Source organism: Streptomyces sp. NPDC086777, from assembly GCF_040702065.1.
Lineage (GTDB): Bacteria > Actinomycetota > Actinomycetes > Streptomycetales > Streptomycetaceae > Streptomyces.
The window spans coordinates 1-26,736 of the sequence record NZ_JBFBJI010000049.1 but is presented as its reverse complement, the minus strand read 5'-3'; the positions used below and the strand labels follow the sequence as shown (position 1 = coordinate 26,736).

The following is a 26,736-nucleotide window of genomic DNA, read 5'->3' as shown; positions in this document are numbered from 1 at the left end:
TCCGGCTGCGGGCACCTCGCACGTTTGCCTGGCTCGCCCTATGGATGTGCAACCTGATGATCTACTGGACGGGCTGGGACGTCACCTGGAAGATCATGGTCGTTGCCCTGATGGGGTTCGCTCTCTTCGTTCTCGCCCGGCAACGCGGCGACGGGGAACGCACCTCCGTCCACCTGCGCCACGGCTGGTGGATCCTGCTGTGGTACGGCGGGCTCACCCTCATCGGCTACCTGGGTTCCTATCCCGCTGCCGACCGCGCCGCCGGCAACCTCGGCCTGCTCAGTACTCCCTCGGCCCTCGGCGCCGACGCCGTGCTCGCCCTCGTGGTGCTCGTCGTCGCCGTTCGCAACGCTCCCGAGCGCGTCCTGTACGAGCCCGCCGACGACTCCCCCGCCCCGGCCCACCACCGCTCCACCGTGTGATCTCACCTCGGAAGGCAATCCCTCATGGCCAACTCGACCATCGCGCTCACCGGTGGCCACGTCGTACCCGTGTCCGGCCGCTCCATCGACAACGGGACCGTGCTGATTCATGACGGCAGGATCGAGGCCGTGGGCGACGCGAGTCTGCCCGTCCCGGCAGACGCCGACGTCGTCGACCTCGACGGCAGATGGGTACTGCCCGGACTCATCGACGCGCACACCCACATCGGCACGCTGGAGGACGGTGAGGGCTGGGCCGGCGACGACCATGACGAAGCCACCGATCCGGTTACCGCCCGGCTTCGGGCGCTGGACGGAATCAACCACAACGACATCGCCTTTCGTGACGCCGTCGCCGGTGGTGTGCTGGCCGTGGGGGTGAACCCGGGCTCCTGCAACCCCATCGGAGGCCAGAGCGTCGCGCTGCGCACGTCCGGCCGTACGGTCGAGGACATGGTGCTGCGGGAGCCCTGCGGCATGAAGTCGGCACTCGGTGAGAATCCCAAGAAGCACTACGGGGGCCAGGGACGCATGCCCAGCACCCGGATGGGCATCGCCGCCGTGATCCGGCAAGCCCTCGAACGCGCCCGGGACTACGACAAGCAGCGCCGCGAGAGCACTCCGAGCGACCTGGACCTGGAAGCCCTCGGCCGGGTGCTGCGCCGCGAGATTCCCTGGCGGCAACACGTCCACCGTGCCGACGACATCGCGACAGCACTCCGGCTGGCCGAGGAGTTCGGCTACGACCTCGTCATCGACCACGGCACCGAGGCGGCCGAACTGGCCGACCTCATCGCCGAGCGCGACATACCCGTCATCCTCGGCCCGCTGATCGTAGGCCGTGCCAAGAATGAACTGCGCAACCGCTCCCTGCGCACCGCCGGGATACTGGCGGCGGCGGGGGTGCGGATCTGCATCGCCACCGATCACTGCGTGGTGCCCATCCAGTTCCTCGTCCACCAGGCCACCCTCGCCGTCAAGGAGGGACTCGACCGGGCGACCGCCATCGAGTCCCTGACCATCAACCCCGCCCAGGTGCTCGGCATCGCCGACCGGCTCGGCTCCTTGGAGCCGGGCAAGGACGCGGACCTGTGCGTGTGGAGCGGGGACCCACTCGATGTGATGCAGCGCGTCGAAGCCGCCTATGTCCGGGGCGAGCGCGTGTACACCTACGACCACGAGCGGCGCGCCGGCCTGTTCTCCACGCACACCTGGACGCCCTAGCCGTGTCCGTGAAGCCTCGCCTCCCCGGACGAACAACGGGTCTCAGCCGACACCCCCCGGGCGCCCTCGCACCTGCCGGCCACCACGACTCAGCCGCAATCGCATCGATCCGCGGCAGGACAGCACTTGAACCTCGGCATACAGGCGGTCAACGATGGCGCTTCACACACCTTCCGGTGACTTCGCCGGATCCGACTCCACCGCACCCGCGGCACATGAGTGGACCAGCACTCTCGCCACCCTCCTCACCCAGGCCGGGCAGAGCCTCCTGCACCAGGCCTGTGCACCGCGCGGAGTGGACGGCCGCGTCTCCGGCGCCGTCGTTCACGACATGGGGGAACGCGTACCGCCGCAGGCAGACGGCATCCTGCTCGCGGTGGGCGGCTCACCGGCCCGCGCCGATACGCTCGACGCCATCCGGCAGGCGGGGGCCGAGGGCTACCGGGCCGTGGTCCTCAAGGCGCGGGGCGAGGATTACTCGGCGGCTGTCTACGAGGCGAACGCGGCCGGCGTATGTCTGCTGATCACGCCCGACGATGTCGCGTGGCAGCACCTGGACACGGTAATCGCGGCGGTGGCCGCCGTGGCCCGCCATCTCGGACCTCACGGATCGCGGCCGGACGACGACCTGTTCGGCCTGACCAACGAGATCGCGTGCGCGGTCGGCGGGGCCACCGTTCTTGAGGACCCGAGTGGCCGGGTGCTCGCCCACTCGACACTGACGCACCAGGAGACCGACCAGGCGAGACGGCAGACCATTCTCCGGCGGCGTGCCTGCTTCGGCGCGGCGGACGAAGACGCCTATGACCTGGTGCGCCGCGCGCATGGCGTGGTGCGGATATCCCCCGCGAAAGCGTTGCACTCCGATCGCCTGGCCGTGGCCGTTCGGGCGGGCGGTAAAGTCCTCGGCCTGCTCTGGGTGCTGGATCAGGATTCGGCCCTGTCACCCGCCGCCGAGGAAGCACTGCGGGATGCCGCACCCACAGTCGCGCTCCGACTGGCGCGACAACGCGAGTTCCGCACCTCCTCGTACCACAGCCGTGCGACGACTCTGACGGCCCTGCTCGAGGACCGGATCTCGGAGCAGGCGGCCGCCGAACAGCTGGGCCTCGACCGCGACATGACCACGACGGTGGTGGCAGTCACCCGGTACGCGGGCGGCTATTCCCACGGGGCCGGCGACGACAGGATCGCCGACGTCGTCCGCATGTACGGTGAAGCACTGCACTCCCGGGCCGTGTGCGCCATGTCGGGAGGGACTCTGTATCTCCTGGTACCCGCCGCGGACGCCGGCGGGCCGACACCGGAACGTCTGCGCCGGACGGCCCATGACATGGCCCTGGCCGTCCACCGCTCCACCGAGTCAGCCGTCCATGTCGGGATCGCCGGACCGATGGCCGGCCTGGGTGAGGTGCCGGCCTGCCGCAGGATCGCGGATCTCGTCCTTGAAGCCACGGCACCCGACACCGGCGACGTCGCCGTGGCCTCCGCCGACGATGTGCACAGCCGCATCGCCCTTATCGAACTGCTGCGCCGAGGGGCTGCGGAAATGTCACTTCCTGCGGACCCGGTACAGCGAATTCTCGCTTACGACCAGCGGCACTCGACCACTTACGCGGAAACCCTGCTGGCCTATCTGGATTCCTTCGGTGAAGCGGCAAGAGCGGCAGCGATGATCTCCGTGCACGAGAACACGCTGCGGTATCGGATGAAGCGAATCCAAGAACTCTTCGGTCTCGATCTGAGCGACGCCCAGACACGGCTTGTCACCTGGCTCCGTCTCCACCTGGGACAAATGAGTTCCGTCCACACGGCTCGGCCGGCCCGGCCGAGCGCCGTATCACCGTTCCCCGCCCTCGACTGATCACGGACGACACATGCTGCAACAACCGCTTTACGCTATCGACGACATGACTGGAATCCGGGATCTGGTTCGCGCCAATTCCTGGTGCACTTTGGTTAGTTGGGTGCCGGATTCGGGGCTGGTCGCCTCACATCTGCCGGTGGTCCTCGACCCTGAGCGCGCGGACGCCACCGTGCTCGGGCATCTTGCCCGGGCCGACGCCGAGCTGCACGAGCTCGGCAGGCATCCAGCCCTGTTGATCGTCGAGGGACCCAACGGCTATGTGTCGCCCTCGTTCTACCGCACCGGCCCCTACGTTCCGACGTGGAACTTCTTCGTGGTCCACCTACGCGGTGTACCGGAGATCCTGCCCGCGGAAGACACCTTTGCCCTGCTGGACGCCACGGTCGATCACTTCGAAGCGGATCGTCCACAGCCATGGAGCCTGGCCGAGGCCGGCGACTACGCCCACCGGATCGCCCCCGGGGTGACGGGCTTCCGTCTCACTCCGGCGCACATGGTCGGCAAAGCGAAGGCCAGCCAGGAGAAGCCACCCGCGGTGGCCGCCCGCGTCATCACGGCCCTCGACAGCCGCGCCGACTCCCACTACAACCCTGAGCTGGCGGACGCCATGCGCCGATACCTCGACTTGGACCATGAAAAGGGAGCCCGAAAAGCGTGAGGCTCAGAATAGGAAAGCCTTGCCTCAGACGGCCAGCACAAAGGGCCTTTCCCGTGCTCTCGGCATGATCCGAGAAACTTGTTGTCGCCACCCCCAGCCGAATACGAAGGAATTCGGCGGACTCGACAATGACTCCGACCAGCGGCCCGACCAGGATGGTCCCGTGAACGACACCGCCGCATTGCCGGACGATCTCCTCGTCATCGACGGCCACAACGATCTTCCGTGGGCGCTGTGGGACAAGGCAGACCGCGATCTCGACCGACTCGACATTTCCGCACCCCAGACGTGTCTCCAGACCGATCTGCCGCGGCTCCGCGCCGGCCGCGTCGGAGCGCAGTTCTGGTCCGTCTACGTTCCGAGCTCGATACGGGGTTCGCGCGCCACCAGGGAAGTGCTGGCTCAGATCGACCTGGTGCGAGGGATGTGCGACCGGTATCCGGATCACCTGTCCTTCGCTTCCACCGCCGACGACGTGCGCGACACGCTCACACACGGCCGGGTCGCCTCGCTGCTCGGCGCCGAGGGCGGGCACTGCATCGACAACTCCCTGACCGTGCTGCGTGACCTGCGCAAACGCGGTGTGCGATATCTGACCCTCACCCATGCGGAGAACGTCGACTGGGCGGATTCGGCCACGGATGTGCCGAACGTCGGCGGGCTCACGCCATTCGGGCACGAGGTGATACGCGCAATGAACGAATGCGGCATGCTGGTCGACCTCTCACACGTGGCGACCACCACCATGCACGCCGCGCTCGACACGTCGACGAGCCCGGTAGTGTTCACCCACTCCTCCAGTCGGGCACTTGTGGACAACCCGCGCAACGTACCCGACGAGGTTCTGCAGCGACTCCGGACCAACGGCGGCGTCTGCATGATCACCTTTGTGCCGGCCTTCGTCTCTCAGGACGTGTCCGACTGGTACGCCGAGGCACAACAGAGCCTTACGCAGGCCGGCCTCGCATGGGGGGCTCCGGAGGCCGCCGGCCACTGGGAGCGCTGGACCACGGCCCATCCGCAGCCGCATGCCCGGCTCACTCAGGTCGCCGATCACATCGAGCACGTACGCGAGGTGGCCGGTCTCGCGCACATCGGCATCGGCGGGGACTACGACGGGGCCGGCACCATGCCCGACGGCCTGCGCGATGTCGGCAGCTATCCGGCACTCCTGCGGGAGCTGGCGGACCGGAACTGGAGCCCGGCTGAACTGAGGGCTCTGGCGGGGGAGAACATCCTGCGCGTCCTGGGGGACAACGACCATCCCCCGGCACCCGCTGAAGAAGGACTGCGCTGAAGCACATCGGCTGCGCCGCGGCGCAGCCGAACCTCCCTTGGTGCTGTCCCCTATCACACCCGTTTGCTGATCCCATTCAACGGAGTCTGGCATGACGACGTACACCCACCAGCCCCGCAGGGGCACCGTGCGCACCACAGCCATCGCCGCCCTCGCCGCCACCGCCCTGGTCGGTACGACCTCCTGCAGCGGCGACAGCCAGGACGAGTCCGGTGGCGACCGCTCCGGCGGCTCCTACTCCGTGGGCGTTCCCACCTCGTACCTCGGTCACTTTCTGCCCGGCCAGGCCGGCGACAGCGGTGTCGCCCAGGCCATCTGGACACCCCTGACAAAGGTGGACACAGCCTCCGGGAAGGTGGTCGACGCCGTCGCCCGGTCGATCACCTCCAAGGACCAGAAGACCTGGACCATCACCCTGCGCGACTGGACGTTCCAGAACGGCGAGAAGGTCACCGCCCAGTCCTTCGCGAACGCGTGGAACGCCACCGCGTACGCCCCCAACGCCATGCCCTTCAACTATCTCTTCATGAACTTCAAGGGCTACGACGTGCTCAACCCGGCCAAGGGCAAGCCGAGCGCCGACAAGCTTTCCGGCGTCAAGGTCATCGACGACAAGACGCTGAAGGTGACCCTCAACGCACCGCTGTCGACCTTCCCGGCGCTGATCGCCGGAACGCCTTTCGCACCGCTGCCCAAGGCGGCCTTCCGGAGCAAGGACTTCAGCGCGTTCGACAAGCTGCCCATCGGCAACGGCCCCTACAAGGTCGCCTCTCCCGGCATCGCCAACGGTGCTCAGCAGGTCCGGCTCGAACGCTACGACGGGTACGCGGGCACCAAGGGCAACGCACAGACCATCACGGTCAAGGGGTTCCAGAACGACACCACCGCGTTCACCAGCTTCCGCGCCGGGGCGGTTGACATCGCCACGGTGAACGGGAACGACCTGAGCACCGCGAGTAAGACGTACAGGAATCAGGTCATCACCGCCGGAGCGCCGGCGGTCGTCTATCTCGGCTTCCCGCTGTGGGACAAGCGCTTCCAGGACAAGAAGGTGCGGGAGGCCTTCTCCCTCGCGATCGACCGTGACGCCATCGTCCGGGCGCTCCTGCACGGATTCGCCGAGCCGGCCGACGGGGTGGTCCCGAAGGTTCTGGCCGGCGGCGGACAGCCGGACTGCTCCTACTGCTCCTACGACCCGGAGCGCGCCAGGAAACTGCTGCGGGAGGCCGGCGGATGGACCGGCTCGCTGACCCTGTGGACCAAGCAGGATGCCACCACGCAGGTGGTTCTCCAGGCTGTCCTCGGTCAGCTGCGCAGCAACCTGGGCATCAAGGACATCAGCCTGGAGGCCAAGCCGCTGGATCAGATGTACAGCGCCCTGGGCGCCAAGAACGTGAGTGGCCCGTTCCTGCTGTACACCGGAGCCAGCTACCCCAGTTCCTACTCGCTGGTCGACTCCCTGTTCAGCACCTCCTCCGGCGCGAACGTCACCGGCTACGACAGCAAGAAGTTCGCCGCGCAACTCGCCAAGGCCGCCCATGCCGATCCGGCAAACGCCGATGCTCTGACTCGGGACGCCGCGCGCACGGCGCTCGACGACTTCCCGCTGGCGCCCGTCTACTACCCGCAGACCGGGCTGGTCCACTCGGCCCGGGTGAACGACGTCGCCATCGACTACCTCGCCGACGCCGATCTCGCCCGGGTGACCGTCAAGTGACCCGCTGTCTGATCCCGTGGACCAGCCAAAAGGAGGTGCGGACATGCCTCGATACCTTCTGTATCGTGCACTGAGCACGATCCCCGTCCTGCTGGGCACCACGCTGGTCATCTACGCCGCGGTGTATGCCCTGCCGGGAGATCCCGTCCAGACCCTCGCGGGGCCGGGAACCGTCGTCTCGGACTCCATGGCCAACGCCATCAGGGAGCACTACCACCTCGGTGACCCGTTCCTCGTCCAGTACGGCCACTATCTTCTGGGACTGTTCCAGGGTGACTTCGGGGTCGACCTGAACGGCAACCAGGTGGCGTCGGTGATCGCCGGCAGCTGGCCGGTGACCATGAAACTCGCCCTGACCACCTGGGTGATCATGGCGGTCATGGGGGTGGGGCTCGGTGTGCTCGCGGCTCTCCGGGCCGGCAAGATCATCGACTTCCTCGTGCTCGGCGGCTCCACCCTGGTGCTCGGAGTCCCCTATTTCATCACGGCGTACGTCGCTCAGATCGTCTTCGGTGTGAAGCTCGGATGGCTGCCGGTCTCGGGGGTCACGGACGGCTGGCCGCTCAGCTATCTCGTCCCCGCCTCCTGCCTGGCGCTGTTCGGACTTCCGGAGGTCGCCCGGCTGACCCGGGCGAGTGTCCTGGAGACGATGCGCTCCAGCTTTGTCGACACCGCGGTCGCCAAGGGCCTGGGACGCAGGCGCATCATGCTCGCCCACGTCCTGCGCAATTCGCTGATCCCTGTGACGTCGATGCTCGGTGTCAACCTCGGGTACCTGCTCAGCGGGACGATCCTCATCGAAGGCATCTTCAACCTGCCCGGCCTCGGGTTTCAGATCTACCAGGGCATCCAGTTGCACAACGGCCCTGTGGTCGTGGGCATCAGCACCCTCCTGGTCCTGGTCTTCCTGCTGGTGAACCTGGCTGTCGACCTGCTGTACGGGGTCCTCAATCCCAGGATCGACCTTGGTTAGCGCGGGCGGAGACGTGGAGATCGCTGCCACGGCATCGGCATCCGAGGGCGGCCCGCCCGTCGACGACCCGCATCAGGCCGCCGGCGTGCGCGAACGCCATGGCGTCAGACCGCTTGAACTGCTGCGGCGCCCCCGCCTGCTCATCCCGCTGACCGGTGTCCTCCTGTTCTGCCTGATGGCTGCCTGCCCGCAGGCGTTCAGCGGCTGGTTCGGGCACGGCGACCCGCGGGTGTGTTCTTTGGACAACAGCGCCCTGGGGCCGCGTGCCGGACACCCGTTCGGCTTCGACATCCAGGGATGCGACCTGTACGCCAACGTCGTCCACGGGACACGCAATTCTCTGACCATCGGTTTGCTGACCACGGCACTGACCTTGATCGTGGCAGTCGTCCTCGGTTCCCTGGCGGGCTACCTCGGCGGCGTCACCGACATGGTCATCAGCCGGGTCATGGACGTCTTCTTCGGCTTTCCCACCCTCATCGGGATGATCGTCGTCCTGCAGGCGTTCGCCGTGCACAGCGTCCTCAGCGTGTCCCTGGTCCTGACACTCTTCTCCTGGCCGGTCCTCACCCGGGTGATGCGATCGGCAGTGCTCGAAACCCGCGGACTCGACTACATCACCGCGGCACGCAGCATCGGGGCGGGACCCGTCAGAATCCTCGTCCGGCACGTCGTGCCCAACTCCATCACCCCGGTAGCGGTTCTGGCGAGCCTCAACATCGGTGCCGTGATCACCGCGGAGGCGGGTCTCACCTTCCTCGGAGTAGGTCTCCGGGCCCCGTCGATCTCCTGGGGCGTCCAACTCAACTCGGCACAGCAGTACTTCACGGACCACCTGAACCTGCTCGTGTTCCCAGCCCTGTTCCTCTCAGCGGCCGTCCTGTGTCTCGTCCTGCTGGGTGACGCGCTCAAGCACGCCTTCGACCCGGAGCAGCGATGAACACCACTCCTGCCACACGCGACGCGCTCGCCGGGCTGCCCGGTTACGACGCCCTCGCACCTGCGTTGTCCATCGAGGAACTGACCGTGGAACTGCCGACCCGTCATGGACCGGCCCGAGCGGTCGACTCGGTGAGTTACCGAGTTGATCGGGGGCGTACCCTCGCGGTCATCGGTGAGTCGGGGTCGGGCAAGAGTCTGGCCGTCCGCGCGGTGATGGGCATTCTTCCGCCCTCCGCGCGCGTGGTCGGCGGCGCGGCCAGGATCAACGGCGTCGATATGTTCTCCCTCACGGAGCAGCAGCGTCGGCGAACCCGTGGTGCCAAGATCGGCATGGTCTTCCAGGACTCTCTGTCGGCACTCAACCCGGCGCTGACCGTGGGGAAGCAGATCGCCGAGATGTACGTCGCCCACCTGGGACTGGGCCGGCAGGCGGCCCGGCGCAGGGCGGTCGAGATGCTGGACGCCGTCCGCATCCCGGAGGCGAGGCGGCGGTCCTCCGAGTATCCGCACGAGTTCTCCGGCGGCATGCGGCAACGCGTCGTCATCGCCATGGCCCTGGCCCTGGACCCGGACGTGCTCATCGCCGACGAGCCCACGACCGCCCTGGACGTGACCGTCCAGGCACAGGTGATGGACCTGCTGGCGGAGATGCAGCGTGAGCGTCAGATGGCCCTCGTCCTCATCAGCCATGATCTCGGTGTGGTGGCCGGAGTCGCGGACGACGTCGCCGTCATGTATGCCGGGCGGGTCGCGGAGATCGCCCCCGCTTCGGAGCTCTACTCGGCCCCGCGCCATCCCTACACCCGGGCCCTCCTCTCGGCGATCCCCCGTCCCGGCACCCGCGGCAGGCCGCTCAGCGCCCTCCCCGGCCAGCCACCGGACCTCGCGGCGTTGCCGGCGGGATGCCCGTTGCGTCCCCGTTGCCCCGACGTGGCCGAGGTCTGCGCGCAGCCTCCCGCGCTGGTCGTGATCGGACAGGACCACACGTGTGCCTGCCATACCTTCGACCGGAGGGGGTCCGCTCATGCCTGAGCTGCGCAGGAGAGCGGGCGCGCCACCGTCCGTTCAGCAGGATGACATCGCCGTGCGTACCTCTTCCCTGGTACGCCATCTACCAGTAGGAAGTGGCCTGCTGGCGGGCCGGCGGGGCCCTAAGGTCAGGGCCGTCGACGGAGTCGACATCGAGGTGCGGCGCGGAGAGATCCTCGGTCTGGTGGGCGAGTCGGGCTGTGGAAAGTCGACCCTGTCCCGGCTGATCACGGCGCTCGATCGCCCCACAGCGGGCTCGGTGGAGATCCTGGGTCAGGATCTCAGCGGTCTGCGGGGACGGGCACTGCGCGAGATGCGGCGGCATGTGCAACTCGTGTTCCAGGATCCCTACAGCAGTCTGAACCCCCGGATGACCGCCGAGCAGATCGTACGTGAGCCCCTTCGCGTCCATGGCGTCGGGCAACGCGCGGATCACGCCCGGATGGCCAGGGAGTTGCTGGATACCGTCGGTCTCAACCCGGCGCATGCCCATCACTACCCGCACCAGTTCTCCGGAGGCCAGCGGCAGCGCATCGGCATCGCCCGGGCGCTGGCCCTGCGCCCGGAGGTCCTGGTGTGTGACGAACCGGTCTCCGCGCTGGACGTGTCGGTTCAGGCCCAGATCATCAACGTACTGGCGGGGCTGCAGCGCGACTTCGGCCTCGGATGCCTCTTCATCACCCATGACCTGTCAGTGGTCGAGCATCTCGCCGACCGAGTGGCGGTGATGTATCTCGGCAGGATCGTCGAGCAGGGGGCCGTGGAGCAGGTGTACGCCCGGCCGGCCCATCCCTATACGCGCGCCTTGCTCTCCGCGATTCCCGAGCCCGACCCGGCACAGCCCCGTGCACGCGGCGTGATCCGCCTCCAGGGCGAGGTGCCCAGTCCGATCGACCCGCCGTCGGGCTGTCGTTTCCGTACCCGCTGCCCGCTGGCCACCGACAGATGTGCGACCGAGACGCCCCGGCTGCGGGCGCTCGACGGCACCTCCGACCGGCAAGTCGCCTGCCACTTCCCGGCTGCGGCCTGACCGTATACCGCCTGCCGGCCAGGAGGCCCGTGCCCGGCCACCTGGCCGCGTCCCACCCCTGCCCGCTTCTCGAGCCATGCGTTTCGCACGGCGACCACGCACCAATCGCACTACTGGAGAACCCTCGATGTCCCTGTCCCACACGCACACCCCCGAAATCCACCATGCCCACCGAGACGTGACCGGCGGATGGCTCCGTCCGGCAACCTTCGGAGTCATGGACGGTCTCGTATCCAACTTCTCCCTGGTCGCGGGCGTCGTCGGCGGAGGAGCCTCCGGCAGCAGCGTGATCCTGACCGGGCTGGCCGGCCTCGTCGCGGGTGCCTGTTCCATGGCCTCCGGCGAGTATGCCTCCGTCTCCTCGCAGTCAGACCTCGCCCAGGCCGAGATCGCCGTCGAGCGGCGTGAGCTGGAGAAGAACCCCGAGGGAGAACTCGCCGAGCTCACCGCCATCTACGAGGCCCGGGGCCTGAATCCCGCGCTCGCGAAGCAGGTGGCGCGTGAACTGACCGCCGACTCCGAGGTGGCCTGGCGCGTGCACACGCGCGAGGAACTCGGGATAGACCCCGATGATCTCCCGTCTCCCTGGACGGCGGCGGGTTCCTCCTTCGCCGCCTTCTCCATCGGTGCCTTCATCCCACTGCTGCCCTTCGTCCTGGGCACCTCGAACATCATGATCACGCTCCTTCTCAGCGTGATCGCGCTCGTCGTCACGGGCGCCGTGGTCGCCCGTCTCACCGCCCGGCCCCTGTGGTACGGCGGAACCCGGCAACTGCTCCTCGGCGGCCTGTCCGCCGCGGTGACCTACGGTGTCGGCCTCGTCGTGGGCGTCGGCCTCTCATGACCGCCGTGTCCAGCAGCGCCTTCGACGCTTGGGGCCTGCGCACCGTAGCTCTGGCCAAGCAGGTTCCGCGTGACGATCCCGCCCCCGAGTTCGGCGCCGACGGCAGGCTCACACGCCGTGCCCAGTTCACGGAGATGAACCCGTTCTGCCGCCGGGCGGTGGCACACGCCGTCAGCTTCGCGCAGGACACGGGCGGGAGCAGCACGGTCGTCACCATGGGGCCGCCCGGCGCGGCCGACGTCGTACGTGAGGCGATGGCATGGGGTGCCGACCGGGGGGTCCACATCAGTGATGCGTCCCTGGCGGGCGCTGACTGCCTGGTCACGGCCCGGCTGCTCGCGACCGCCGTGCGCGGTCTGGGCGAGACCGACCTGATCATGGTGGGCCGCAACTCCGTCGACGGTGACACGGGGGTCGTCGGCCCGATGGTCGCCGAGCTGCTGGGGCTGCCCTTCGTGGGGCCCGCCCTGTCGCTCGGGCCTGCCGACACGCCTCAGCAGGACACCGGTACCCGGAGAGTTCTGCAGGCGCGACTGCAACGGGACGGGGCGGTCGAGGAGATCACCGTAAGCCTGCCTGCGGTCATCGCCGTCGCCGAGCGCTCCTGCGCCCCGGCGAAGGTGCCTCCGGAGCAATGGGCTCCCGTATCGCGAGTGCGGCGGCTGGACGTGAGTGCTCTCGGGCTGGACCGGCAGACGGCCACGACAAGCCCCACCCGGGTGCGTGGGGTGCGGCCGGCGTCGCGCAGCAGACAGGGACAGCTGATCGACAGCGGACACCTGCAGCACGACGTGGCCGAGGCTGTGGGCCTCCTGGCCCGGCGGGGGGTGTTCGTCACATCCGATGCAAGTGCAGAAGACTCCGCGCCGTCCGTGGGCGTGGCCGGAGCCGGGAGGAGGACACGGACCTTGTACGTCGCCCTGGGCAACGACGTGGGGCCCGGCTCGCGAGCACTGCTGGGCGAAGCCTCCGCCATCGCCGCTCGTGCCAACGCCCGGGTGGTCGCGATCGCCCCGCCGTCCTCCGGGCGGCAGGAGCTCTTCGGCTGGGGCGCCGACGCCCTGCTCACCGCGACCAGCTACGACCCGAGACCCCTCTCGGCCGCGCTGGCATCCGCAGGAGCGGCTTCCAGGCCGTGGGCGATCCTGGCTCCCGCCACGGCCTGGGGGCGCGAAGTGCTGGCGCGACTCGCCGTTCAATGGGGCGCCGGCCTCGTCAGCGACGTGACCTCGCTGCGCGTCACGGAACCTGCGACCGGCCTGCGGTCTCATCGGCTGGTGGGCAGCAAGCCCTGCGGAGGACACTACGTCGCGAATGTCGACAGCGTGTCGGCCGTGCAGCTGCTGACGGTGCGCACCGGATGCCTCTCCCTGCGCAAGCCGCGCCCGGAGGGTCCGCTGCCGACGGCCGGTCACCTGCTCACCGGCACCGAGGCGGAGGTCGTCCGGCGCGAGCTGAGCAGCGTCGACGACTACGACTGTCTCGACCGCGCCGAGTTCGTGATCGGGGTGGGCCGTGGCATTGTCCCTGCCGACTACGGAGAGCTGGAGGAGCTGCGTGGTCTGCTGCGGGCCGAGGTCGCAGCCACCCGGGCCGTCACCGACGCGTCCTGGCTGCCGCACTCCCGGCAGGTCGGGGTCACTGCCCGCAACATATCCCCCCGCCTCTATATAGCCGCCGGAATGTCGGGCAGTCCCCTGCACATGGTGGGAGTGGGCCGGGCCGGCACCGTCCTCGCGATCAACACCGACCCCGAGGCGCAGGTGTTCCAGCACAGTGACGTCGGCATCGTCGGTGACTGGCGAGCCGTCTTTCCTCTGCTCAGCAAGGAGGTACGGCGCCATCTGGATCTGCCCGTACCCGTATCGGAGATCTGACGTGCGGCACGCGGCGCCGGAGTATCGCGGGGCATGCGTACGCGCATCTGAGGAGGAGGGTTCGTGGATGCCGCGACCTGGGCACTGATCGCCACCAGTTTCGGTGCCAGCTTTGTGGAGATGGTGGAAGCGGTGACCATCGTCATGGCCATGGGGTACACCCGCGGCTGGCGCTCGGCTTTCACAGGAGTGGCCACGGCCCTGGCACTGCTGGCGGTCGTGACCTCGATCGCCGGCTACGCGCTGGGCCGGTGGTTTCCCGCGTCCCTGATGCAGTTCGTCATCGGAGGGCTGCTGCTGATCTTCGGGCTCCAGTGGCTGAGGAAGGCCATCCTGCGCTCGTCGGGACTGAAGGCCGTCCACGACGAGGAGGCGATCTATCGTGACGAGGTGGAAGCGGCCAAAGCCGCCGGGGAGAGCCGTGGACAGCTGGACATGTTCGCGTTCATGGTCTCCTTCAAGGGGGTCTTCCTCGAAGGCCTCGAGGTCGTCTTCATCGTGATCACCTTCGGGCTCAACGCGGGTGACGTACCCGCCGCCGGCCTCGGCGCGGTCATCGCTGCGATCGTCGTTCTGAGCCTGGCGGTCATCGTGCGCAAACCGCTGGCGATGATCGACGAGAACGCTCTGAAATACGGGGTCGGTCTGCTGCTCGCTTCCTTCGGCACCTACTGGGCGGTTGAGGGGGTGGGCGTCTTCCGGGCGGGTCGGGCGCCCCTCGAATGGCCCGGCGGGGACTTGGCGATTCTTGCGCTGCTCGTGTTGTGGCTGCTGCTGAGTCGCGTGTTCGTTCTCGTTCTGCGCCGTCCGCCGGGTGCCGCATCCGGCCGCGCTGTTTCGGAGGAGGCGGGATGAAGACGCTGAGGGCGTTCGTACGGTTCTGGATCGACTTCATCGTCGGAGACGACTGGAAGATCACGGCAGCGGTGGCGGTGGCACTCGGACTGGTCATCGGTGCCCTGCGCGAGGGGTCCCTCGGAGAGACCGGGCTGACCGTGCTGGGCGGTGTGCTCCTGCCCGCTTCCTTCGCCGTCAGCCTTGTCATCGATGTGCGGCGCAACCGGGAGCCGTGACGCACCACCGTCTCGGTGGCCAGAGCCGTCCCGCCACCAGCCGGCTCCGCGACGGCGCGGCGGAGCACAGCAGTCGTCTGCCGGCTCCGCCCGCCGTGCCGACGTCCCCAGGCGAGACGGCACCATGTGCCCGGTCGAGCGTGTCAGCGGTCGGCGGCTGCGACCTGTCCTGGTCTTTCGCCTCCATCTCAGGAGTGGTGCCGGCGTGGGCCGGAACAGAGCACGGACCTGCCCTGCTTGGTGCGCTCAGCCGAGCGCTGTGGAGACCTCCACGGCGGAACGCGGCTCCTGCTGCTCGGCGAGGTGGTGACGGATGAGCTCCACCAGGGCGGGCCGGGCCCCTCCGGGAGGCTGCCTTCGCAGCCGGTCCTTGACCCCGCGGTGATGCCGCCGTGTGGGGTCCGCCAGGACGCAGTGCCCCGGTCCTCTACGCTGCCGGAAGGCGATAGGTCACATCTGTCAACTGCTCGGAAACCCTCCACAGCTGTTGCTGGAGGTTCTCGTCGTGGGAAGCTCCCCCGGAGCGGACCTTGGCGGCGGTACCGAAGAGTCCGAGAAAACCGCCCGGTCCGAAGAAGTCACCGTTGACGGCAGCAGGGTCGGTCGCCGCACGCAGGCTGGGCAGGGCTCCCCGCGCGGGGGTACGCCCCAGCACATTGCTGAAGACCCTGTCCACAACCGGCGGAGCATCCTTGCGGGACATGTCAGTGCTGGCGATGCCCGGATGGGCCGCGGTCGCCACGGTCTGCGCTCCGCCCTGCGCAAGTCGTCGTGCCAGTTCGTAGGTGAACAGCAGGTTGGCCAGTTTGGATCGCGCGTAGTTCTTGTGGTCGTCGCCCGTTGTGCCGAGGTGCGACAGATCCAGACGCCCCGAACGGTGCACCACGCTGGTGACCGTGACGACGCGTGATCCCGGGGTGGACAGGAGGCGTTCGAGCAGAAGCCCGGCCAGCGCGAAGGCTCCGAGGTGATTGACTCCGAGTTGCGCTTCGAACCCGTCGTGGGTGACTCCCTGAACCTTGTTCACTCCCGCATTGTTGATCAACAGATCGAGAGTTTCGTGGTCAGCACTGATCCGCTCGGCCGCAGCACGAACCGAGGCGAGATCGCCCAGGTCCAGCTCTACCACGCTGGTTTCCGCACCGGGCAGGTCCCGCTCGATCCTTGAGGCGGCGGCCTTGGTCTTGCCGACGTTCCGGGAGGCCAGGACCACGTGGGCCCCGCGTTCAGCCAAGGCCCGGGCGGTCTCGAAGCCCAGTCCGGCGTTCCCGCCCGTGACCACGGCGGTCCGACCGTGCTGATCGGGTATATCAGACGTTCCCCAGGTTGCCATCACCGGCTCCTTGACGTGAATGGGTGGTACACACCGCATAGTGAACCACACGTTCATGTTACTGGGGGTCATGGGTAAGCTGTCGGCATGACAAGCGGTGGAGTACGACTGCGAGCCGACGCGGCCCGTAACCGGGAGGGCATCACCCGAGCGGCCCGAGCACTGATCATGGCCCGCGGGAGCAGCGTCGAGATGGACGAGATCGCCCGCGAGGCGGGGGTCGCGGTCGGTACCATCTACCGCCACTTCCCGGCAAAGAATCAGCTGCTGGAGGCGATCCTCACCGAGCTCGGCCAGGAGATATCCACCACCCACTCCGAGGCGGTGAACCGCGTCACCGCAGGGCGCAGCGACGGATGGACGGAGCTCGCCGGATTGCTCCGCCGCGCTGTCGTGGACATCAAAGAGGAACGACTGCTGCGTGAACTGACCCTCACAGACGGCCCGTGCCTGCCTCCTGAGGTCCAGAGCCACGCCGAATCCACGATCGCCTTCCTGGTCGCCTCCGCACACGAGGACGGGGATCTCCGAGCCGATGTCACAGCAAACGACCTCACTCTGCTGCTGACCAACTCCCCCGGCCCCCAGACACCCACGACCGACAGGGAGCGATGGCTGACCCTGGCGCTCAGGGCACTCGCCGCCCCCCATCGGTGTCCGCCCGGGCAGCAGGAGGCCCCGCCCGCTTCTGGATGAGGCGCGAGACCAGCGGAACAGACCACGGGGACACTCAGCAGGCGTCGGCAATCGTTCAGACGGTGGACACGATCTCGTCGTAGTCGAGACGTGGCAGGCGAGGGGTGTACGAGCCCTCCCGCGGGAACCCCATATTGATCACGGCGAGGGCCTTGTGGTCGCCCTCCGGGAAGAACTCCTTGCTGAGGCCCGCGGCGTCGTACCCGGTCATCGGACCGGCGGCGAGGCCGGCGGCACGCACCCCGACGATGAAGTACGCCGTCTGCAGCGCGGCGTTGAACTCCGCGGACGCCTCACGCATCTCACGGGCAGCGAAGATGGTGTCCTTGGCGTCCGGAACATGCGGGACCAGGCGGGGCAGGTGCTGGTGGAACTCGTAGTCGGCAGCCAGGATCGCGGTCAGCGGCGCAGCGAGGATCTTCTCCTTGTTGAGTTCGAACATGTGCGACGCCAGACGCTCACGAGCCTTCCGGCTGCGGACGAGGACGATGCGCAGGGGCTGCTGATTGAAGGACGTCGGGCCGTACTTCACCAAGTCGTAGATGGCACGCACGGTGCTCTCCGGCACTTCCTGATCACTGAACGTTCCAGCGGTGTGCGCCTGCCGGAACAACTGGTCCTGAGCTGCGGAATCAAGGGTCAGCGGGTTGGGGGCGGTCATGGAGCACCTCATCAGGTCATTGCGCGGGACACCGCTCGGCGAAGTCGGGGCGGCGGCCCCTTCCACCGCGGGGCGGCGACGCCATCGCCCGATAGTGAACATGCGGTCATTAAGAGCCTAGTGCCATCCTGCCGCTGATGACCAGTCGGCCACGAAAGCCCACCACGGCCCTCGGACTCACGGACCGACCAGGGGGCATCGCGCGGCAGAGCCGCTCCAGAGGCACCGCGAACTGCCGGGCGATGCACCAAGCCAGGGATCCCACATGGATCCATATAGGCCTGAAATCAACCAATCTTGTCCCTGTTTACGAGCCACTTGCGGTTACACGCACCTTACTTGTGGATCCATAAGGTGGTAGAACACTGCACGTGGCCGCAGTCCGGCGGCATACCGGTGCCACGCCAGCGTCCGCAGCGCCGGTGCGGTCCAACGCGACACGTTCTTTCGAAGGAGCCGCATCGCGAGCTCTGGACGTCGCTCGGTCCGTGCGGGGATCGCTGCCGGACACCCCCGGCAGTCGGCACGGCGGCGCGGCCCGGCGGAGTGATCACAGCAGCGTCGTCTCGACGCCCCTCCGGTCGCCGAACCGACGGCGGCACCCCGGCATGCCGAGCCACACGACCCCAGAAGCCGAAGGAGACACATCATGACCACGTCGGCCCACCCGAAACCGGCTGATACCAGTACGCCGGAGACCGCCGCGCTGGAAGTCATCGGCACGGCCTCGTACCAAGGGAACAGCTACCACCTGATTTACGAGGCCGAGCGGAATCTCATCTGGCTCGACTACTCGACCGGGCACCTCAACTGGGAGGCCGGCGACGCCTGGGCCAAGAGTCTGAACGAGCAGGGCGCGCTTACCTACCAGCTGAAGGGCGGCGTCCACGTGGAGTGGGACGGCGACTGGCGGCTGCCCGCCACACCCCACCCCGCGTACGAGTTCGGCTACGACGGTAAGTCGACCGCCGGTTTCAACGTGACGAGCAGCGACCTGGGCCACCTTTACTACACATCCCTGGGCAACAAGGGAAACCAGGCGCCGGACGGCACGTACCCGCAGCCAGGGGCCGGTCTGCAGAAGACCGGCCCCTTCGAGAACCTGAAGATCGACTTCTACTGGCTGAACGAGTATGCCGACCATCCCGCGATCGCCTGGTACTTCGGGACGCACATCGGCTACCAGGGCGACGACCAGAAGGACTGGCCGTTCAACTACGCGATCGCCGTCCGCGGCGGGCGGGTGACCCGCACCTCGCTCGACGTCATCGGGACCGCCACCTATCAGGGCAGCGAGTACAAGTTGATCTGGGACGAGGCTCAGGACATCGTCTGGCTCGACTACACGGCACCGTTCAACAACTGGGAAAATCAGCTCACGTGGGCTGCGGGGTTGAACTCCGACGGCACCCTGGCCATCCGTCTGGACCCCGCCTACGAGGTCTCCTGGACAGGGGGCTGGCGCCTGCCCGCGACCGAAGACGGGCCCGCTGACTACGGATTCGACGGCACCACACTGTGCGGCTACAACACGAAGAACAGTGAGTGGACCCGCCTGTACTACGGGGCTCTGGGCAACAAAGCCCTCCAGGGACTGGACGGCAGCATGCCGGAACTGCCGGCTCCCGACTCCGAGCGCCCTGCAGTGGACGACGACGGCGCCTTCGACTTCGCCGCGGCCTTCGGCCAGTTCTTCGCGAACCACGCCCCGTTCGAGAACCTGAAGGCCGAGCACTACTGGTCGGGCACGGAGTACGGAAACTACCCGGCCAAGGCCTGGTACGTCATCACCGGCGTCGGATACCTCGGCGCCATCAACAAGCAGTTCCATTTCAGCTTCGCCATGGCAGTACGCCCCGCGGAGGTCCGGCGCACCGGAGCGTGACGCCAACGGCTGCCCGGTTCGTCCGGGCAGCCGTGCCAGGTGGGCCCTCCACGCGGAGGGCCACCGCGCGGAGGGCACCGCCCTCCCTGTCCGAGCCGGGTGCGCCGTTCCGGCGGCGGACCCGACGGGTTTCCTAGCCCGACTTCTCCACCTGGTCGAGGAACTCGATGAGGCGGGGCAGGACCACATCCGGTACTTCCAGGATGGGACTGTGCCCGATTCCCTCAAGGCGCCACAGGGTGGCGTTCGGCAGGTGCTCGATCATTTCGTCCTGCCACGGGACGGGGCGTGGCTTGTCCTCCTCGCCGGACACGACGAAGACGGGCACGCCGATCTGCGGAAGCAGGTGAACGGCGGTGCCACGCTCGATGACCCCTGCCATGGCGGGGCGCAGAGTCTTGGGTACCTCGGCGATCCGCGACTCCCACAGCTTGATGATGTCCTGCTTGGAGGGGTCGCTCCGCGTGGTGGCTCCGAACATGATCTCCATGGTCTCCTGGAGTACGTCCCCCACGAAGCCCTGGCGGCCTACGCCGTCGACCCACTCCCGGAAGGTCACCAGCTGATCGGCGGGCTCGGAGCAGGCGGAGGATCCGAGGACCAGCATCGACTTGACGAGTTGGGGGCGGGCGACCGCCAGCCGGAAGGCCACGTCGCCGCCCATCGACTGCACGAGCAGATGCACCTGCTCGAGACCGAGGGCTTCGGCCAGCGCGATGATGTCAGCGGTGACGGTGTCCAGATGAATGAAGTCGCCTTCGGCGGCCGAACTCCTGCCTTGACCGCGGAAGTCGGGGCGGACAACCCGGTACTTGCCGGCGGCCGCGTCCTTGAAGCCCTCGAACATGCGGCCGTCGAGGAAAAGCGAGTGGAGGGCCAGGACGACGGGGAGGTTCTCCTCTCCGGTGTCACGGACGAAGAGTTCCGTCCCGTTGACCTTGATCCGCTTCTCGGTCTCGGTACTGCTCATGGGGAGCTGTGCCTTTCGTGTGGGTTCCAACTGGTCACTTGTAAGGTCGGCGAAGCCCGGAGGTTCCGGGTTCGACGCGTAGGTTGCGCCGTGGGACGGCTGGAGAGACTTGGCCGCTCGCGGCCCGGCGACGACTCGCGAGCGGGCCGGGGTGACGGTGCCCCGGATACGGGCCGGAGCAGACATCGGCACGGAACATCACCACTACGCGGTGATCAGCACGGGCTGAATGGCTGCTGTCCCGACGGGTCCTGAACGACAGGACGGCACTGCTGGAACTGATCGCAGACACCTGGCACTCGACACCGACATGCCGTGCGCGGTTGACCTCGACGACGGCGGAGCCACTCTGCTGCTCAGCCACGGCCAGCCGGTGGTCTGACCGCACGCCGGGCCTGGGCTTCCTACCGAGGCGAGGCCAAGACGGACGTCGAGGACGCTTTCGTCATCGCCGAACGGACCGGCATGCGTCGGGACCTTGCGGCACCGCCGACCGGCTCGCCGGATCCGCCGGACTCGCAGCGGCGCCGCGTGACTCCGGCCGCGACAGCGGCGATCTCCGCAGGCCACGACAGTTCCACCGTGAGCTGCTCAACGCGATGTGCCTCTCCGCCTTGCCGGGTCCGAGGAGTTCTCCGGCCTCGACGGCGTACTGCCGACGCAGACGTGTTCGGCATCAGCACGGGGAACCCTCTGGCCGCAGTGGACAGGAAGGGATGTTCATGCCGCGGGGAGGCGGGCGTCAAGGAAGGCCACAGCGGAGTCGAGAGCGTCGTCCGCCTCGGCCAGTTCCCCGGAGAACAGGTGCCACACATGTGGCATCCCGGGCCACACCTCCAGGTTCACCCGCACCTGGGCGGCGGCGAGGTGCTCGGCAAGGCGCACGGCGTCACTCAGCATGATCTCGCGCTCTCCGATCTGGACCAGTACCGGGGGCAGGCCGCTGACATCAGCGAACACCGGCGAGGCCAGCGGGCTGCTGAGCGGGTTGTCACCCAGGTAGTTGAGAGCCATCGTGCGCAGGGCTTCAGGGGTGCAGAGCGGGTCTGCTGCGGCCTTGGTCGCGATGGACCGACCGGTGTGCTCCAGGTTCGCCCAGGGGGAGATCGCGACCGCCGCCGCTGGGAGCGGCAGACCGGCGTCGCGGGCGGCGACCATCAGTGCGATGGACATGGCCCCGCCCGCCGAGTCACCGGACACCACGATGGAGCCGGGATCCCAGCCTTCCTTGAGGAGGGCTTCGTAAGCGGCCAGGTTGTCGTCGATCGCCGCCGGGTAGTGGGCGTCCGGAGCGAGACGGTAGTCGGGGATCACAGCCTCGGCGCGCAGACGGGTGGCATAGCGGCCGACCAGGCCGCGATAGCCCTTCGGCGCGCCCGCCAGGTATCCACCGCCGTGCAGGTACAGCAGAACCCGGCCGTCCACTGTGTCGCCGGGACGCACGCGTGTCACCGGTACACCGTTGGCCTGACCGTCCTCGTAGGTCACGCCGTCCGGTGCGGGAAAGCGCGAGGCGAACCAGTCGGCGTACGCCGCGCGCGCGGCGGCGAGATCGTCGAGACGGTCGGCCTGCAGGGCGTCCAGAGCGGCTCCTAGCTTCTCGATCCAGGGCTCCATCAGGGGCTCAAGCGCGGGAACGCGGAGGGGGTGCGGGGGCTGCGTCATGGCATCAGCTTTCTTCCACAGAGGAGCGGCGGGACACGCGGCTCGTGTCGTCTTCGACCAGGCTCCGACGACTTCCACCTTGACACTCAATGGATCCACACACAATGCCGTGTTTCAATTCTGTGATATTCACATGTCGCATACGGCAATTTTAGCGTGGTGCGCACCTCGACGGAGAGGTTAATGGATCCATTGCCTCGACTGTCGGCGACGCCCGGGGATGCGTGAACGCCGCCGGGCCGGACCGGGCCCTTCGCCCCGTCAGCGCCGCGCCGAGGCAAGCAGCATTCGCCGGCTGGTGCTGCTCAACGCCGTGGCGGCCACCAGAATCCCGCCTTGGAAGAGGAACTGAACGTAGGACTCGGCGCCCAGCAGGGACAGGCCGTTGAAGGTGACCGTGACGATGAGTACACCCACGAGCGAGCCCAGGATGTGGAAATCACCGTCCCTGAGGACCGACGCTCCCAGGAAGACCGCTGCGAAGGCATTCAGCAGGTATCCGTCGCCGGCCGTGACCTGTCCACTGCCGATGCGCGCCGAGAGCACGATCCCGGCCAAGCCCGCGCACAGGCCGCAGACGACAAAGGCGATCACGGTGGTGCGGGCCACCCGTACCCCGGCCATACGCGCGGCCACCTGATTGGCGCCGACGGCCTGCATGTGGTGCCCGAGCAGTGTGAAGTTCAGCGCGACCCACAGGCCGCCGAGCACGATCACCGCGAGAATGATGGGCGCGGGGACGCCCAGTACCGAGGCGCGTGCCACCTCGGTGAAGGGACCGCCCTGGAGGGTGATCGGGGTGCCGTTGGAATAGGCGTAGTTGATGCCCAGCAGCATCGTGCTGGTGCCGAGGGTGGCGACGATCGGGTCGATCCGAAGATGAGCCACGAGGAAACCGTTGACCAACCCGATGAATCCGGCAGCCACCAGGGCCAGCAGGATGGCGGCGAGCCACGGCAGGCCACTGCGCTCCAGGAAACCGACGGCGAGGATGCCGGAGAGGCTGATCACCGAGGCGAAGCTGAGATCGAACTTGCCGGCCACCAGGGGCAGGGTGAGGCCGCCGGCGACGATGGCCAGTGTGGCGCTCTGATTGAGGATGTTCAGCAGGTTCTGCCCCGTCAGAAACGTCTGCGGGTCGGCCGCGGTGAAGCCGATCAGCAGCAGGACCAGGACAGCCGGGGTTCCGTACCTGCCCGTCAGAACCAGGATGCGCTGTGCGTTGCCCGGAGCGGTCCCCTGCGCAGCCGACGTCTTCGCGGATTGTTCGATTGTGCCTTCCATGGCAGGTCGCTCCAGTTTCTCGATCGCGCGACGCGGGTCACGCATAGCAGAGGTGCAGCATGTTGGGGACGGTGATCTCGTCGGATGTCAGCTCGCCGACGATGCGGCCTTCGGCCATGACGAGCACGCGGTTGCATTCGAGGAGCTCTTCGAACTCCGAGGAGATGACAAGGACAGCGGATCCTGATTCGTTCGCCTCACGGATGCGGGCGTAGATGTCCGCGCGCGCGCCCACGTCCACCCCCCGCGTGGGCTCGTCCAGAATCAGGATCTTCGGCGCGGTGGCCAGCCAGCGTCCCATCACGACCTTTTGCTGGTTGCCGCCGCTGAGGCCCACGACCGGGCTGCGTGAATCGGCCGTCTTGATCCCGAGGGCGCGGCAGGTGTCGTCGGCCGCGGCTCGGGAGGAGCGGGGCCCGATGAGCGGCAACCATCTGTGGATGCGCCGGCGGTCCCAGACCGTGATGTGGAGGTTGTCCTCCACCGAATGAGTGAGGAAGAGCGCCTCGGAGCGCCGCTCCTCGGGGACATAGGCGACACCCCGTTTGACGGCGTACGGGATGGAACGGGGCCGGTACGGCTTGCCGTCCAGGACCATCGTGCCGCTGTCGGGCCGGTCCGCACCGAAGATCAGCCGTGCCAGCTCCGTCCGGCCGGATCCGACGAGGCCGGCGATACCGACGACCTCGCCCTCGTGGAGGGCGAGGGACACGTCGCGGACCGTTCGTCCACGGCTTACGCCCTGCAGGCTCAGGGCCACCCGCGTGCGCTCCGTGGGCTCGAAGGCCGTGACACCGGCACCGGGTGTGATTCCGTGGCCGACGATGGCTCGCACGAGGTTCTCGCGTGTGATCTCCGTTCGCGGCAGCGCCAGGGACACCGCCCCGTCCTTGAACGCGGTAACTCTGTCGCACACGTCCGTGACCTCGTCGAGGCGGTGACTGATGAATACGACTGCCACACCGGAGGCGGCCAGTTCTCGTGCGACCCCGAGCAGTTTCACCGCTTCCTGCGCATCCAGCGAGGCGGTCGGCTCGTCCATGGCTATGAGGACTCGGTCCTCGACGAGCGCCCGGGCGATGGTGACGAGCCACTGCTGATGAACGGTCAGTTCGAAGACGGGAACGTCCAGAGGAAAGTCGATCCCGACCCGGCGGGCGGCACGAAGCACTGCCCGAGGCACGCCGCCGAACCGTCGCGGGCGAAGTATGGAACCCTGGTGGCTGCCCAGCATGATGTTCTGCGCGCCCGTGAAGGACTTCACCAGGTTGAGCTCTTGGTGGATGAAGGCGAACCCGAGGTCGGCCGCACCGGCCGGCCCCTGTATGTGGGTGGTCCCGCCGTCCACCACGACGGACCCGTCGTCGGGTTGTTCCAGCCCTGCCAGGCAACGGATCAACGTGGACTTGCCGGCTCCGTTCGCTCCGACGAGCCCGTGGATCTCACCCCGGCGGAAGGAGATGTCGACGCCACGAAGGGCGCGAATGGCTCCGTAGCTCTTTGCCAGCCCACGCACCATGACCAGGGGGTACGTCTGGTCCGACGGTGCCGGCTCGTCGGCGCCGGACGCCGTTTCCGCTGTCGCCATGACTACTTCCTCAGCTCGGGGTGATCCGCCAGGAAGCCGTCCACGTTGGATTTGTCGATGATCTTGTAGTTACCGTCGATCTCGACCGGCTTGAAGTCCTTGGGCGCTGCCCAGTACTTCTCCATCAGCTTGGCTATCTCGCGTCCCTGGGACGGCCCGTCGATCCACTCGGTCGCGGTCAGCTTCCCGGCCTTCACCAGGGACAGTGCCTCGGCAGTGCCGTTCAGGCCGTACGTCCTGACGTCGCTGCGGCCCAGCTGCTGAAGGGCGGCCACAGCACCTGTGGCCGGATCGTCGAAGCAGGACCACACGGCGAGCTTGCCGCCCTTGGGGTGGGCCTGCGCCCAAGCCTGCGTCGCCTTGTCCGCCGACTCCACCTGGCCGGGAATGGTGACCTGCTGAGCGTCCAACTTGATGTCCGTCTTCTTCACGGCATCGTCGAGGGCCTTCTCACGGCGTTGGCAGGGCAGACCGGGACGGTAGCCGAGTGCCAGCAACGCACCCTTGCCGCCCAGGTCGTCCACCACGCGCTTCGCCATCGGCTCGCCGACCGACACGTCCGCGGCGATCGGCACACCCGGGCCGAGGCCGCCGCCCCAGTTGGCCACGGGGATGCCTGCAGACTGCGCCGAGGCGACTCCCGACGCCAGGGCCTCGGTGGGGAACACGGAAATGGCGATCGCATCGACACCCTTGGTGGCCAGGTTGGTCAACGCCGTGTTGGCGGAGTCGACGCTTCCGTTGGCGTCCACCTCGGTAATCTTCCAGCCCTTGCTCTTGCCGTAGGCGGCAATGGCGTCCAGTGCACTGTTGGCATAGACGTCCGACCCCGAGAACCGGACCAGTCCGATGGTCTTTCCCTTTCCCCCACCCGCATCGGCCGTTCCGGCATTGCAGCCGGCAAGGACAGCGATCAGGGTGCTGGTCACGACAAAGGTCATGGCAGCAGTTGTGCGGTGTTTCACAGCGCGCTCCTTCAAGAAGGCGACGAGGCCTGCGTTGCGGCATGAACGGGGCTTCGCGGCCTGGGGATGTGCGTTCCGGGTCCAGCCCGGAGAAGACGATCAAATGGATCCATCTGTGAGAACCCTTTGACAGCTCCGAGATTCCACCCGGATTCAATGCACGTCAATCACTATCTCGCAAACACGGTAGTCACGATTTGATAACGTGATCAAGTTTGTGGATCCATATGGGGTGCACTCGACTGATCCGGAGCACACAGGCTGCCTGGTCGCAGAAAAAGGGCGGACCGTCCGTACGGTCCGCCTGGAGCGGAAGAAAACGTCGACTGCACGGTGGCATCATTCGACGAACAGCCCGGGACGCCGCGAGAGAGCGGGAAGGCCTGATCGCCTCCACGAATGAGACGGGCGTGCACGCGCACCCGTAATGCCGGATCGTGTTCTAAAACCGTTGCACCGACATACGGAGTCGTTCCGTGCGACAGTCCGAGCAATTGATCAGGTGGAGTTGTCCCTCGGGAATGAGGAAACGCTTGGCATCCGGATTCACCTCGATCTCGGACTGGATTTCGTCCGACGGGTGAAGTCGCTCCGCCGTGAGTTTTCGAAATGACTCGCTGAGAACTTGAGGCTCGATCCGCCCACGGCCATCGCGACGGCGGTGCCGATCGCCAGCGTGGCGACCACGCCACCGCCGATGAACAGCACTCTGCGCCGCTTGTTCCGCGTCTCCGAC

23 protein-coding genes and 1 pseudogene are annotated in these 26,736 nt (G+C 67.6%); 16 read left to right on the top strand and 8 right to left on the bottom strand.

What is annotated here, in order from left to right; genetic code table 11:
• Window positions 1-56: 56 nt before the first annotated feature.
• From AB0472_RS40475 to AB0472_RS40410, 14 genes are all read left to right on the top strand, one after another.
• Window positions 57-422 (top strand): hypothetical protein, encoded by a 366-nt coding sequence (locus AB0472_RS40475; protein ID WP_366364368.1) that lies wholly within the window; start codon window positions 57-59, stop codon window positions 420-422.
• Between the two features lie 24 nt (window positions 423-446).
• Window positions 447-1,646, top strand: a complete 1,200-nt coding sequence (locus tag AB0472_RS40470) for an amidohydrolase (RefSeq protein ID WP_366364367.1) — start codon at window positions 447-449, stop codon at window positions 1,644-1,646.
• A gap of 154 nt (window positions 1,647-1,800) precedes the next feature.
• Window positions 1,801-3,510 (top strand): helix-turn-helix domain-containing protein, encoded by a 1,710-nt coding sequence (locus tag AB0472_RS40465; protein WP_366364366.1) that lies wholly within the window; start codon window positions 1,801-1,803, stop codon window positions 3,508-3,510.
• A gap of 13 nt (window positions 3,511-3,523) precedes the next feature.
• Window positions 3,524-4,171, top strand: a complete 648-nt coding sequence (locus AB0472_RS40460) for an FMN-binding negative transcriptional regulator (protein ID WP_366364365.1) — start codon at window positions 3,524-3,526, stop codon at window positions 4,169-4,171.
• Between the two features lie 163 nt (window positions 4,172-4,334).
• Window positions 4,335-5,468 (top strand): dipeptidase, encoded by a 1,134-nt coding sequence (locus tag AB0472_RS40455; protein WP_366364364.1) that lies wholly within the window; start codon window positions 4,335-4,337, stop codon window positions 5,466-5,468.
• A 91-nt stretch (window positions 5,469-5,559) separates the two neighbouring features.
• A complete protein-coding gene (locus tag AB0472_RS40450) occupies window positions 5,560-7,185 on the top strand; it encodes an ABC transporter substrate-binding protein (protein WP_366364363.1) in 1,626 nt (541 codons plus the stop codon).
• A gap of 43 nt (window positions 7,186-7,228) precedes the next feature.
• Window positions 7,229-8,158 (top strand): ABC transporter permease, encoded by a 930-nt coding sequence (locus AB0472_RS40445; protein WP_366364362.1) that lies wholly within the window; start codon window positions 7,229-7,231, stop codon window positions 8,156-8,158.
• Between the two features lie 13 nt (window positions 8,159-8,171).
• Window positions 8,172-9,098 carry an ABC transporter permease gene (locus tag AB0472_RS40440; RefSeq protein ID WP_366364361.1) on the top strand — a complete coding sequence of 309 codons (927 nt, stop codon included), beginning with the start codon at window positions 8,172-8,174 and terminating at the stop codon, window positions 9,096-9,098.
• A complete protein-coding gene (locus tag AB0472_RS40435; RefSeq protein WP_366364360.1) occupies window positions 9,095-10,132 on the top strand; it encodes an ABC transporter ATP-binding protein in 1,038 nt (345 codons plus the stop codon). Before AB0472_RS40440 ends, AB0472_RS40435 begins: the two co-directional genes overlap by 4 nt.
• Entirely contained in the window at window positions 10,125-11,159 is a 1,035-nt protein-coding gene (locus tag AB0472_RS40430) for a dipeptide ABC transporter ATP-binding protein (RefSeq protein ID WP_366364359.1), read from the top strand. The genes AB0472_RS40435 and AB0472_RS40430 overlap by 8 nt, the downstream gene beginning before the upstream one ends.
• A gap of 127 nt (window positions 11,160-11,286) precedes the next feature.
• A complete protein-coding gene (locus tag AB0472_RS40425) occupies window positions 11,287-12,003 on the top strand; it encodes a VIT1/CCC1 transporter family protein (RefSeq protein WP_366364358.1) in 717 nt (238 codons plus the stop codon).
• Window positions 12,004-12,008: 5 nt separating this feature from the next.
• The gene (locus tag AB0472_RS40420) at window positions 12,009-13,880 is read left to right on the top strand and encodes an FAD-binding protein (protein WP_366364357.1); all 1,872 of its coding nucleotides are present in this window, start codon (window positions 12,009-12,011) and stop codon (window positions 13,878-13,880) included.
• 63 nt (window positions 13,881-13,943) lie between these two features.
• Window positions 13,944-14,735: a hypothetical protein gene (locus AB0472_RS40415; RefSeq protein WP_366364356.1), complete on the top strand. Its 792-nt coding sequence runs from the start codon at window positions 13,944-13,946 to the stop codon at window positions 14,733-14,735.
• Window positions 14,732-14,953: a hypothetical protein gene (locus AB0472_RS40410; protein WP_366364355.1), complete on the top strand. Its 222-nt coding sequence runs from the start codon at window positions 14,732-14,734 to the stop codon at window positions 14,951-14,953. The genes AB0472_RS40415 and AB0472_RS40410 overlap by 4 nt, the downstream gene beginning before the upstream one ends.
• Window positions 14,954-15,380: 427 nt before the next feature.
• On the opposite strand, the gene AB0472_RS40405 is transcribed toward AB0472_RS40410, so the two are convergent.
• A complete protein-coding gene (locus tag AB0472_RS40405) occupies window positions 15,381-16,286 on the bottom strand; it encodes an oxidoreductase (protein ID WP_366364354.1) in 906 nt (301 codons plus the stop codon).
• Between the two features lie 87 nt (window positions 16,287-16,373).
• Here AB0472_RS40405 and AB0472_RS40400 point away from each other — a divergent pair, with 87 nt between their 5' ends.
• On the top strand, window positions 16,374-16,982 hold the full coding sequence (locus tag AB0472_RS40400; protein ID WP_366364353.1) for a helix-turn-helix domain-containing protein: 609 nt from the start codon (window positions 16,374-16,376) through the stop codon (window positions 16,980-16,982).
• 55 nt (window positions 16,983-17,037) lie between these two features.
• On the opposite strand, the gene AB0472_RS40395 is transcribed toward AB0472_RS40400, so the two are convergent.
• Complete coding sequence (locus tag AB0472_RS40395) at window positions 17,038-17,643, bottom strand: malonic semialdehyde reductase (protein WP_366364352.1); 606 nt, start codon at window positions 17,641-17,643, stop codon at window positions 17,038-17,040.
• Between the two features lie 649 nt (window positions 17,644-18,292).
• Between AB0472_RS40395 and AB0472_RS40390 the strand changes: the two genes are divergently transcribed.
• Window positions 18,293-19,528: a hypothetical protein gene (locus AB0472_RS40390; protein WP_366364351.1), complete on the top strand. Its 1,236-nt coding sequence runs from the start codon at window positions 18,293-18,295 to the stop codon at window positions 19,526-19,528.
• A gap of 133 nt (window positions 19,529-19,661) precedes the next feature.
• Here the strand turns inward: AB0472_RS40390 and AB0472_RS40385 are convergent, their stop codons facing one another.
• The 6 genes and pseudogenes from AB0472_RS40385 to AB0472_RS40360 form a co-directional block, all read right to left on the bottom strand.
• Entirely contained in the window at window positions 19,662-20,498 is an 837-nt protein-coding gene (locus AB0472_RS40385) for an alpha/beta hydrolase (protein WP_366364350.1), read from the bottom strand.
• A gap of 720 nt (window positions 20,499-21,218) precedes the next feature.
• Window positions 21,219-22,163 (bottom strand): alpha/beta hydrolase, encoded by a 945-nt coding sequence (locus AB0472_RS40380; protein ID WP_366364349.1) that lies wholly within the window; start codon window positions 22,161-22,163, stop codon window positions 21,219-21,221.
• Between the two features lie 261 nt (window positions 22,164-22,424).
• Window positions 22,425-23,447 carry an ABC transporter permease gene (locus tag AB0472_RS40375; RefSeq protein ID WP_366364348.1) on the bottom strand — a complete coding sequence of 341 codons (1,023 nt, stop codon included), beginning with the start codon at window positions 23,445-23,447 and terminating at the stop codon, window positions 22,425-22,427.
• A 37-nt stretch (window positions 23,448-23,484) separates the two neighbouring features.
• A complete protein-coding gene (locus tag AB0472_RS40370) occupies window positions 23,485-25,035 on the bottom strand; it encodes a sugar ABC transporter ATP-binding protein (protein ID WP_366364347.1) in 1,551 nt (516 codons plus the stop codon).
• Between the two features lie 2 nt (window positions 25,036-25,037).
• On the bottom strand, window positions 25,038-25,976 hold the full coding sequence (locus tag AB0472_RS40365) for a sugar ABC transporter substrate-binding protein (RefSeq protein ID WP_366364346.1): 939 nt from the start codon (window positions 25,974-25,976) through the stop codon (window positions 25,038-25,040).
• A 570-nt stretch (window positions 25,977-26,546) separates the two neighbouring features.
• Window positions 26,547-26,736 (bottom strand): annotated as a pseudogene (locus tag AB0472_RS40360) (hypothetical protein); the annotation flags it as partial.

What these genes read in the sequence shown, in the direction of transcription:
- AB0472_RS40475 (WP_366364368.1), top strand. Translation starts at nt 57, where the DNA reads ATGATCTACTGGACGGGCTGGGACGTCACCTGGAAGATCATGGTCGTT.
- AB0472_RS40470 (WP_366364367.1), top strand. Translation starts at nt 447, where the DNA reads ATGGCCAACTCGACCATCGCGCTCACCGGTGGCCACGTCGTACCCGTG.
- AB0472_RS40465 (WP_366364366.1), top strand. Translation starts at nt 1,801, where the DNA reads ATGGCGCTTCACACACCTTCCGGTGACTTCGCCGGATCCGACTCCACC.
- AB0472_RS40460 (WP_366364365.1), top strand. Translation starts at nt 3,524, where the DNA reads ATGCTGCAACAACCGCTTTACGCTATCGACGACATGACTGGAATCCGG.
- AB0472_RS40450 (WP_366364363.1), top strand. Translation starts at nt 5,560, where the DNA reads ATGACGACGTACACCCACCAGCCCCGCAGGGGCACCGTGCGCACCACA.
- AB0472_RS40445 (WP_366364362.1), top strand. Translation starts at nt 7,229, where the DNA reads ATGCCTCGATACCTTCTGTATCGTGCACTGAGCACGATCCCCGTCCTG.
- AB0472_RS40435 (WP_366364360.1), top strand. Translation starts at nt 9,095, where the DNA reads ATGAACACCACTCCTGCCACACGCGACGCGCTCGCCGGGCTGCCCGGT.
- AB0472_RS40430 (WP_366364359.1), top strand. Translation starts at nt 10,125, where the DNA reads ATGCCTGAGCTGCGCAGGAGAGCGGGCGCGCCACCGTCCGTTCAGCAG.
- AB0472_RS40425 (WP_366364358.1), top strand. Translation starts at nt 11,287, where the DNA reads ATGTCCCTGTCCCACACGCACACCCCCGAAATCCACCATGCCCACCGA.
- AB0472_RS40410 (WP_366364355.1), top strand. Translation starts at nt 14,732, where the DNA reads ATGAAGACGCTGAGGGCGTTCGTACGGTTCTGGATCGACTTCATCGTC.
- AB0472_RS40405 (WP_366364354.1), bottom strand. Translation starts at nt 16,286, where the DNA reads ATGGCAACCTGGGGAACGTCTGATATACCCGATCAGCACGGTCGGACC.
- AB0472_RS40400 (WP_366364353.1), top strand. Translation starts at nt 16,374, where the DNA reads ATGACAAGCGGTGGAGTACGACTGCGAGCCGACGCGGCCCGTAACCGG.
- AB0472_RS40395 (WP_366364352.1), bottom strand. Translation starts at nt 17,643, where the DNA reads ATGACCGCCCCCAACCCGCTGACCCTTGATTCCGCAGCTCAGGACCAG.
- AB0472_RS40390 (WP_366364351.1), top strand. Translation starts at nt 18,293, where the DNA reads ATGACCACGTCGGCCCACCCGAAACCGGCTGATACCAGTACGCCGGAG.
- AB0472_RS40385 (WP_366364350.1), bottom strand. Translation starts at nt 20,498, where the DNA reads ATGAGCAGTACCGAGACCGAGAAGCGGATCAAGGTCAACGGGACGGAA.
- AB0472_RS40380 (WP_366364349.1), bottom strand. Translation starts at nt 22,163, where the DNA reads ATGACGCAGCCCCCGCACCCCCTCCGCGTTCCCGCGCTTGAGCCCCTG.
- AB0472_RS40375 (WP_366364348.1), bottom strand. Translation starts at nt 23,447, where the DNA reads ATGGAAGGCACAATCGAACAATCCGCGAAGACGTCGGCTGCGCAGGGG.
- AB0472_RS40370 (WP_366364347.1), bottom strand. Translation starts at nt 25,035, where the DNA reads ATGGCGACAGCGGAAACGGCGTCCGGCGCCGACGAGCCGGCACCGTCG.
- AB0472_RS40365 (WP_366364346.1), bottom strand. Translation starts at nt 25,976, where the DNA reads ATGACCTTTGTCGTGACCAGCACCCTGATCGCTGTCCTTGCCGGCTGC.